Source organism: Pseudomonas sp. SDO55104_S430 (assembly GCF_054070595.1).
Map to the genome: position 1 here is coordinate 1 of NZ_JBSVXG010000265.1, position 7,089 is coordinate 7,089.

A 7,089-nucleotide genomic window follows, 5' to 3' on the forward strand; every position below is an offset into this window, starting at 1 on the left:
GTTCCGTTTGTCGATCACATTATGTGTGGACACCACAGCTCACTGTGGGAGCGGGCTTGCCCGCGAAGAGGCCAGTGATGTCAACGCCTATGTTGAACATTTACCCCCGAGCAAACGCCACCGCCTTCTGAAACTGCTCATCCGTCGGCCGCACACCGGTGTACAGCACAAACTGCTCCAGCGCCTGAATCGCGATCACCTCAAGCCCGGTAATCACCTTCTTGCCTTCGGCCCTGCCGCGCACGATCATCGGCGTTTCCGAGGGAATCGCCACCACATCGAAGATGATGTCAGCCGCCTTGATGACGTCAGCCTCGAACGCCAGTTGCCCGGCCTCGGGTCCGCCATCCATCCCCACCGGCGTCACGTTGACCAGCATCTGCGGCCGACGCTCACCCAGTTCCGCCTGCCATTCGTAGCCCAGTGAGTCCGCCAGGGCACGCCCCGCCGCTTCGTTTCGCGCCACGATCAGGCCGTTGCTGTAACCGCCGTCACGCAAGGCGCTGGCCACGGCCTTGCCCATGCCGCCGCTGCCGCGCAGGGCGAAGGTCACGTCCTTGGGCACCGCGTGGGTTTCCAGCAGTTGGGCGACGGCGATGTAGTCGGTGTTGTAGGCCTTGAGGTGGCCGTCGGTATTGACGATGGTGTTGATCGATTGAATTGCCGCGGCCGAGGCGTCCATTTCGTCAACCAGCGCGATGCAGGCTTCCTTGAACGGCATCGACACGCCGCAACCGCGAATGCCCAGGGCACGGATGCCTCCCACCGCGCCCGGCAGGTCCTTGCTGCTGAAGGCCTTGTAGTAGAAGTTCAGGCCCAGTTGTTCATACAGGTGGTTGTGAAACCGCAGGCCAAAGTTGCCGGGGCGCCCGGAGAGCGACATGCATAGCTGGGTGTTTCTGTCAGGGTTCATCTGCATGTGAATCTCCTTGCAATGCACTTTCGGATGGACGGGATTAGCCAGCCCATCGTGTTCTGTTCGATCATATTCCCGTGGCCGAATGCCGGATTGAACGTCGGTAAACGAGCCGGTACAGACCTTACACAAAATTTACCTTGCCGCTGTGCTGATTTTCAGAAAAACGCTGTCTTAGAAGTATCCCCGCGACGATCCTTGGGTCTATTGCAGAGCCAAGCGCCGGGTCGAAGAACCGAGGAATTATCATGATCCGTAAAATCCCCACAGTTGCCTTGCTGATCGGCGCTCTGGCTATCGCAGGGCAGGCAGAAGCACACGGCGGTGGCGGTTGGGAAGGCCCGGCGGTCTTTGGCGCGATCGTTGGCTCGGCCATCGTCGGCTCGGCACTCATCAACGCCAACCGGCCGGTCTATGTCGCGCCGCAGCCTGTGTATGCGGCGCCGCCACCGGTCTACTACGCACCGCCCCCACCGGTCTATTACCAGCCGGCGCCGGTGTATGTGCAGCAACCGATCTACTACCGCCCGGCTCCGGTCTACTACGGACCGCCCCGCGGCTATTACGGCCCGCCTCGCGGTTACTATGGCCGCCCTTATGGCCACTACTGACAGGCACAAAACAGGCCCCGCCGGAAATTGCGGGGCTTTTTTATGTCCGTCATTTGAAATCACACCTGAACCTGTAGGAGCCGAGCTTGCTCGCGATGCACCCGAAAACGCCGCGGGGAGCCAGGCAGCCAGCGTTATCGTTGACGACCATCGCGAGCAAGCTCGGCTCCTACAGGGTCGAGGGTGACCGTTCGTCGGAGTTGGTCTGGATACCTCTCGTCGGTGTCGCTATCGGGACAGTTTCGCCCGTGCAAACGGTCATATTGGTGTCATGTCGGATCCGCAAGCTCGAACCTGTCCGCCAACAACAGGTTAATTACAACAAGGACGCCCCCATGCCCACGCAGAACCCGCACCACATTGTCGGTCTGTGCACCTCGAGCAAGGTGTACAACACCCTCACCGAGCTCAAGCAGCTGGAAGGCCATCGCACGGCCAAGTTTCTCTCGTTGCTGACCCAGGATCTGGTGCGCAAGGGCCTGCTCAACGAGCGCGAAGTGGTGCACATGCTCGATCAGGTGGTCGACTGAGCGACAGGCGGTCCGATAGCCTCAACGGCGTCAATGACCACTATCGAAAACGGTGATTGTCGGAAATTTCGCCGGGCTCGTAAGGTATCTCCATAGATTGATGGAGAGCCCGAAATGTCCCAAGTTCAGATCATGTCCGTAGTCGGCAGTGCCGTTCCCGCAACGCTCAGAGCATCGGGCTTGTTGGCCTGCTGGTATCTGGTGCTCGATGGCGAACAGGTCAGCGGCCCGCTCACCTCGCTGCCGGCGGCCCAGGCCATGTCGCAACGCTACACCTCGGAACACGCCGGCAAGCTCAGCGCCTAAGGCAGCTGAACCCGCGGCTTGGTCTCCAGGAAGATGTCCCAGCTCGACATGAACAGCGCCGCAATCAGCGGGCCGATGACAAAGCCATTGAGCCCGAAAATCGCCAGGCCACCGAGAGTCGAAATGAGGATCATGTAGTCCGGCATCTTCGTGTCCTTGCCCACCAGAATCGGGCGCAGCACGTTATCCACCAGGCCGATCACGAACACCCCGAACAGCCCCAGCACCACACCCTGCCAGACCGCCCCGGTGAACAGAAAGAAGGCTGCCACCGGTGCCCAGACGATCCCCGCGCCGACCGCTGGCAACAGCGAAAGGAACGCCATCAGCACCGCCCAGAGCAACGCACTGGGAATGTCCAGAAACCAGAAAATCGCCCCGCCCAGCGCGCCCTGCGTGATCGCGACCACCAGATTGCCTTTGACCGTGGCCCGCACCACGCGATTGAACTTGAGTTGCAGACGACGCTTTTGCTGTTCCTCCAGCGGCACGGCAGCGCGCACCCTGCGCGCGAGATCGGCGCCGTCGCGCAGAAAGAAGAACAGCAGGTACAGCATGATGAAAAAACTGACGATGAACTCGAACGTGCCCTGGCCGAAGCTGAAGGCCTGAGTCGCCAGCACCTGGCCGCCTGTGACCGCGCTCTTGATGATCTTTTCGCGCATCGCTTCCAGCCCGCCGAGACCCAGGCGATCGAGCATGTGCTGGAAATACGGCGGCAGGCTGTGTTTGAACTGTTGCACATAGCCGGCGATGTCCAGCTCACCGTTCTCGATGCGCTGGTACACCGCCGCCCCTTCCTGAACCATCAGGATGCTGATGATGATCACCGGCAGAATGGCGATCACCAGGCAAATGCTCAGCGTGAGCAACGACGTGAGGTTGCGCTGCCAGCCGAGCTTGAGTTGCAGCCGCCTTTGCATGGGTGCGAAAAGTATCCCGAGAATCACCGCCCAGAACACCGCGCCGTAAAACGGCAGCAGAATCCAGATGAAGGCGATGCTCACCACGCCCAGTACAATCGTCAGGGATTTGTTTTGTACGCTTTCTTCGTTCATGTCCAATCCACGCCAATGCGCCGCAACGCCCGCGTGCGCCCTGATGCTTAGGCCACAACCGCTCGCGCGAGTGCCATCGCTTTGTGCAACAAGCATAGATCCAGATCAATAAATCCTCGGGGCAAGGCGTATACCCTGCGCGGTTTTTGCGACCTGGCCCGCCATGAACCTCATCGCCCCCGAATTGCTCGCCCCCGCCGGCACCCTGAAAAACATGCGCTACGCCTTCGCCTATGGTGCCGATGCGGTCTACGCCGGCCAGCCGCGCTACAGCTTGCGGGTGCGCAACAACGAGTTCGACCACGCCAACCTCGCCCTCGGCATCCGCGAGGCACAGGCCCAGGGCAAGCGCTTCTACGTGGTGGTCAACATCGCGCCGCACAACGCCAAGCTCAAAACCTTCCTCAAGGACTTGGCGCCGATCATCGCCATGGCGCCCGATGCGCTGATCATGTCCGATCCCGGCCTGATCATGCTGGTGCGCCGACATTACCCGCAGACGCCGATTCACCTGTCGGTGCAGGCCAACACGGTGAACTGGGCGAGTGTCGAGTTCTGGCAGCAACAGGGCCTGAGCAGGGTGATCCTGTCCCGGGAGCTGTCGCTTGAGGAAATCGCCGAGATCCGCCGCGAAGTCCCGGCCATGGAGCTTGAGGTGTTCGTCCACGGTGCGTTGTGCATGGCGTATTCCGGCCGCTGCCTGCTGTCGGGCTACATGAACAAGCGCGACGCCAATCAGGGCAGTTGCACCAACGCCTGTCGCTGGAAGTATTCGGCGCAGCCCGCGACCGAAAATCAGGTCGGCGAAATCGTCCAGCAGTATCAGCCGGAACCGACCCTGGGCATCGGCGCACCCACCGATCAGGTGTTCCTGCTGCAGGAAGCCAACCGCCCCGACGAGCTGATGCCGGCCTTCGAGGACGAACACGGCACCTACATCATGAACGCCAAGGATTTGCGCGCCGTGCAGCATGTCGAGCGATTGACGCAAATGGGCGTGCACTCGCTGAAGATCGAGGGGCGGACCAAATCGCACTATTATTGCGCGCGGACGACGCAGGTTTATCGCCGCGCAATCGATGATGCGGTGGCGGGTCGCGAGTTTGATCGCAGCCTGATGACCGATCTGGAGTCGCTTGCCCAACGCGGCTACACCGAGGGCTTTTTGCGGCGGCATGTGCATGACGAGTATCAGAACTACCAGAACGGCAGCTCGGTGTCGGAGCGGCAGCAGTTTGTCGGTGAGCTGACGGGTGAGCGGCGGGACCGGCTGGCGGAGGTGAAGGTGAAAAATCGGTTTGGTCTGGGTGATCACATGGAGTTGATGACGCCCAAGGGGAATTTTCACTTCGATCTGCACCAGATGCAGAACGCCAAGGGCGAGGCGATCGATGTGGCACCGGGGGATGGGCATACGGTGTATCTGCCGATTCCGGATGCGGTGGATCTGAATTTCGGTCTGCTGATGAGAGACATCGGCATAGCCTGATCCTTTGTGGGAGCGAGCCTGCTCGCGATGGGGTCCAGCCAACTCGGGCACCCAGACAGCCAGCGTGATCGTTGACGACCATCGCGAGCAGGCTCGCTCCCACAATTGACAAGTTCCTACAGCTGATAGCACTTACATGAGCAGACCGCCCCTACGCAAACTCCTCCCGCAACATCGCCACAAACGCCTCCCGCGCCGGATGCACCCCGGCGTTCTCATGCCAATAAAACAAATTATCGATCGCCGTCAGTTCAGGAAACTCATACCCCACGCACCCCGCCCCCTTCGCGTACTGATCGAACACCCCCTTGGGCACCAGCGCCACGCCGGCCCCGGCGCTGACGCAGCCGACAATCGCGCCATAACTGGCCAGGCTGACAATCGGCAGTGCCTGGCCCTGGCGCAGCAGCCAATGTTCCAGCGCCGCGCGATACGGACAGCCCTGGGGCCACATGAAGACGGTCTTGTCCTGCAAATCGGTGATGTCGCGCACCGGCCCCAGCGAGGTCGAAGCGATCAGCAGCAGGTCTTCGCGGTACATCGGCGTGCGCTTGAGGTGCGAGCGCTCCACATCCACGGCGACGATCGCGCCGTCCAGGCGATGGTTGAGGGTGTCGTCGAGCAACTGGCCCCAGGCACCGGTGGTCAGCTCCAGCGCCACCGCCGGATAGCGCTTGTGGAATTTCGCCAGCAGGCGCGGCAGGCGGCCAGTGGCCGAAGACTCGATAGCGCCGATGCGCAACGGCCCGGAGGGCTCGGCGGCCGGGTCCACCGCGCGTTTGGCCTCGGCAGTCAGGGCGAGGATTTTCAGGGCGTACGCAAGAAAGGTCTGGCCCGAAGGGCTGATGCGCAGCCCGCGGCCCTCCCGCAGAAACAGCGCCACGCCCAACTCCGCCTCCAGCGCCTTGATCCGCGCCGTGATGTTCGACGGCACGCAATGCAGCACTTCGGCCGCCCGGGCGATGCTGCCGACCTCGGCGACGGTCTTGAACATGCGGATCTGCGACAGCTCCATATTCATCACTCAAAGTGAACGGTTTGCGCAGTATAAGTCAGTTGTGGCGAATGATTCGAGTTCGGATACTTCGGGCATCTGCCATCCGGTGCACACCTATGAACGCCCTGACACCCTCCCCCGCTTCACCCGTCAAAATCATCCTCGCCATGGCCTTCGTGGTCGCCTGCTGGGGTTACTCCCCGAGCGGCATCCACATCGGCTTGCAGGCCTACGACCCTGTGCACCTGGCACTGGCGCGCTTTCTTCTGGCGTCGCTGTTCATGGCCCTGGTGGCGGTGTTCAAGGGCATTCGCCTGCCGAAACTTCGCGATGTGCCGCTGTTGATGGGGCTGGGTTTCTTCGCGGTGAGCCTGCATCACGTGGCGATCAACTTCGGCCAACAGGGCGTGAGTGCCGGGGCGTCGAGCGTATTGGCGCAGACAACGCCGCTGTTCAGCACCCTGCTCGCGCGCTTTGTATTCAAGGATCGGGTCAGCGTCTGGCGCTGGGGTTGCGTGATCCTCGGTCTGATCGGCGTGGTGATTGTGGTGGCGGGCGATCGTGGCCTGGGCAGCATCGACGCCCATGGCTTGCTGATCCTGCTGGCAGCTTTGTCCTGGAGTCTGTACTTCGGCCTGCAGAAACACCACAGCGGGCGTTATGACGGGTTGACCCTGGTTTGCTACACGGTCTGGTCGGGGACGTTTTTGCTGCTGATTTACCTGCCGGGCTTGATGGAGCAGGTACTGAACGCGCCGGTGCGGGTGCAGTTGGCGGTGTTTGCCCTGGGGATTTTCCCGAGTGCCCTGGCGTATCTGGCTTGGGCGTATGTGCTGGCCCATGTGGACTTGAGTCGGGCGACGATGACGCTGTACCTGGTGCCGCCGACGGCGATGGCGATTGCCTCGATGACCCTGGGAGAGCGGCCGACCTTGATGGTCGCGGTGGGAGGTGTGGTGGTGTTGATCAGTGTGCTGGCGTTGAATCTGGAGCGGCGGCCCTTGGTCCAGACGGCGCGTGTCTGACATGCACCGCCACTGTAGGAGCGAATTTATTCGCGATGGACGTTCAGACACCGCGGGGCATCAGGCAGCCAACGTTATCGTTTACGACCATCGCGAATAAATTCGCTCCTACATCTATGGTTACCCCCTTTTCTGCAATACTGTTTTTGATGTTGTG

General features: G+C 61.3%; 8 protein-coding genes. 5 read left to right on the plus strand and 3 right to left on the minus strand.

Features of this window, described 5'->3' with window-relative positions:
* Window positions 1–100 precede the first annotated feature (100 nt).
* Window positions 101–919, minus strand: a complete 819-nt coding sequence (locus ACW9JE_RS26975) for a shikimate 5-dehydrogenase (protein ID WP_457434493.1) — start codon at window positions 917–919, stop codon at window positions 101–103.
* Between the two features lie 245 nt (window positions 920–1,164).
* Between ACW9JE_RS26975 and ACW9JE_RS26980 the strand changes: the two genes are divergently transcribed.
* The 3 genes from ACW9JE_RS26980 to ACW9JE_RS26990 all read left to right on the plus strand — a co-directional run bounded on the left by ACW9JE_RS26980 (window position 1,165) and on the right by ACW9JE_RS26990 (window position 2,363).
* A complete protein-coding gene (locus ACW9JE_RS26980; RefSeq protein WP_224534644.1) occupies window positions 1,165–1,527 on the plus strand; it encodes a hypothetical protein in 363 nt (120 codons plus the stop codon).
* Window positions 1,528–1,862: 335 nt separating this feature from the next.
* Window positions 1,863–2,057 (plus strand): hypothetical protein, encoded by a 195-nt coding sequence (locus tag ACW9JE_RS26985; protein WP_224534642.1) that lies wholly within the window; start codon window positions 1,863–1,865, stop codon window positions 2,055–2,057.
* Between the two features lie 114 nt (window positions 2,058–2,171).
* Complete coding sequence (locus ACW9JE_RS26990; protein WP_175380057.1) at window positions 2,172–2,363, plus strand: hypothetical protein; 192 nt, start codon at window positions 2,172–2,174, stop codon at window positions 2,361–2,363.
* Here the strand turns inward: ACW9JE_RS26990 and ACW9JE_RS26995 are convergent.
* A complete protein-coding gene (locus ACW9JE_RS26995) occupies window positions 2,360–3,421 on the minus strand; it encodes an AI-2E family transporter (RefSeq protein WP_457434494.1) in 1,062 nt (353 codons plus the stop codon). The two genes, ACW9JE_RS26990 and ACW9JE_RS26995, sit on opposite strands and share 4 nt — an antisense overlap.
* A 163-nt stretch (window positions 3,422–3,584) precedes the next feature.
* Here ACW9JE_RS26995 and trhP point away from each other — a divergent pair, with 163 nt between their 5' ends.
* Entirely contained in the window at window positions 3,585–4,910 is a 1,326-nt protein-coding gene (gene trhP, locus ACW9JE_RS27000; protein WP_457434495.1) for a prephenate-dependent tRNA uridine(34) hydroxylase TrhP, read from the plus strand.
* Window positions 4,911–5,061: 151 nt separating this feature from the next.
* On the opposite strand, the gene ACW9JE_RS27005 is transcribed toward trhP, so the two are convergent.
* On the minus strand, window positions 5,062–5,925 hold the full coding sequence (locus ACW9JE_RS27005) for a LysR family transcriptional regulator (RefSeq protein WP_224534606.1): 864 nt from the start codon (window positions 5,923–5,925) through the stop codon (window positions 5,062–5,064).
* A 98-nt stretch (window positions 5,926–6,023) separates the two neighbouring features.
* Here ACW9JE_RS27005 and ACW9JE_RS27010 point away from each other — a divergent pair, with 98 nt between their 5' ends.
* Complete coding sequence (locus ACW9JE_RS27010) at window positions 6,024–6,932, plus strand: DMT family transporter (RefSeq protein ID WP_457434496.1); 909 nt, start codon at window positions 6,024–6,026, stop codon at window positions 6,930–6,932.
* Window positions 6,933–7,089 lie beyond the last annotated feature (157 nt).

What these genes read in the sequence shown, in the direction of transcription:
- ACW9JE_RS26975 (WP_457434493.1), bottom strand. Translation starts at nt 919, where the DNA reads ATGCAGATGAACCCTGACAGAAACACCCAGCTATGCATGTCGCTCTCC.
- ACW9JE_RS26980 (WP_224534644.1), top strand. Translation starts at nt 1,165, where the DNA reads ATGATCCGTAAAATCCCCACAGTTGCCTTGCTGATCGGCGCTCTGGCT.
- ACW9JE_RS26985 (WP_224534642.1), top strand. Translation starts at nt 1,863, where the DNA reads ATGCCCACGCAGAACCCGCACCACATTGTCGGTCTGTGCACCTCGAGC.
- ACW9JE_RS26990 (WP_175380057.1), top strand. Translation starts at nt 2,172, where the DNA reads ATGTCCCAAGTTCAGATCATGTCCGTAGTCGGCAGTGCCGTTCCCGCA.
- ACW9JE_RS26995 (WP_457434494.1), bottom strand. Translation starts at nt 3,421, where the DNA reads ATGAACGAAGAAAGCGTACAAAACAAATCCCTGACGATTGTACTGGGC.
- trhP (WP_457434495.1), top strand. Translation starts at nt 3,585, where the DNA reads ATGAACCTCATCGCCCCCGAATTGCTCGCCCCCGCCGGCACCCTGAAA.
- ACW9JE_RS27005 (WP_224534606.1), bottom strand. Translation starts at nt 5,925, where the DNA reads ATGGAGCTGTCGCAGATCCGCATGTTCAAGACCGTCGCCGAGGTCGGC.
- ACW9JE_RS27010 (WP_457434496.1), top strand. Translation starts at nt 6,024, where the DNA reads ATGAACGCCCTGACACCCTCCCCCGCTTCACCCGTCAAAATCATCCTC.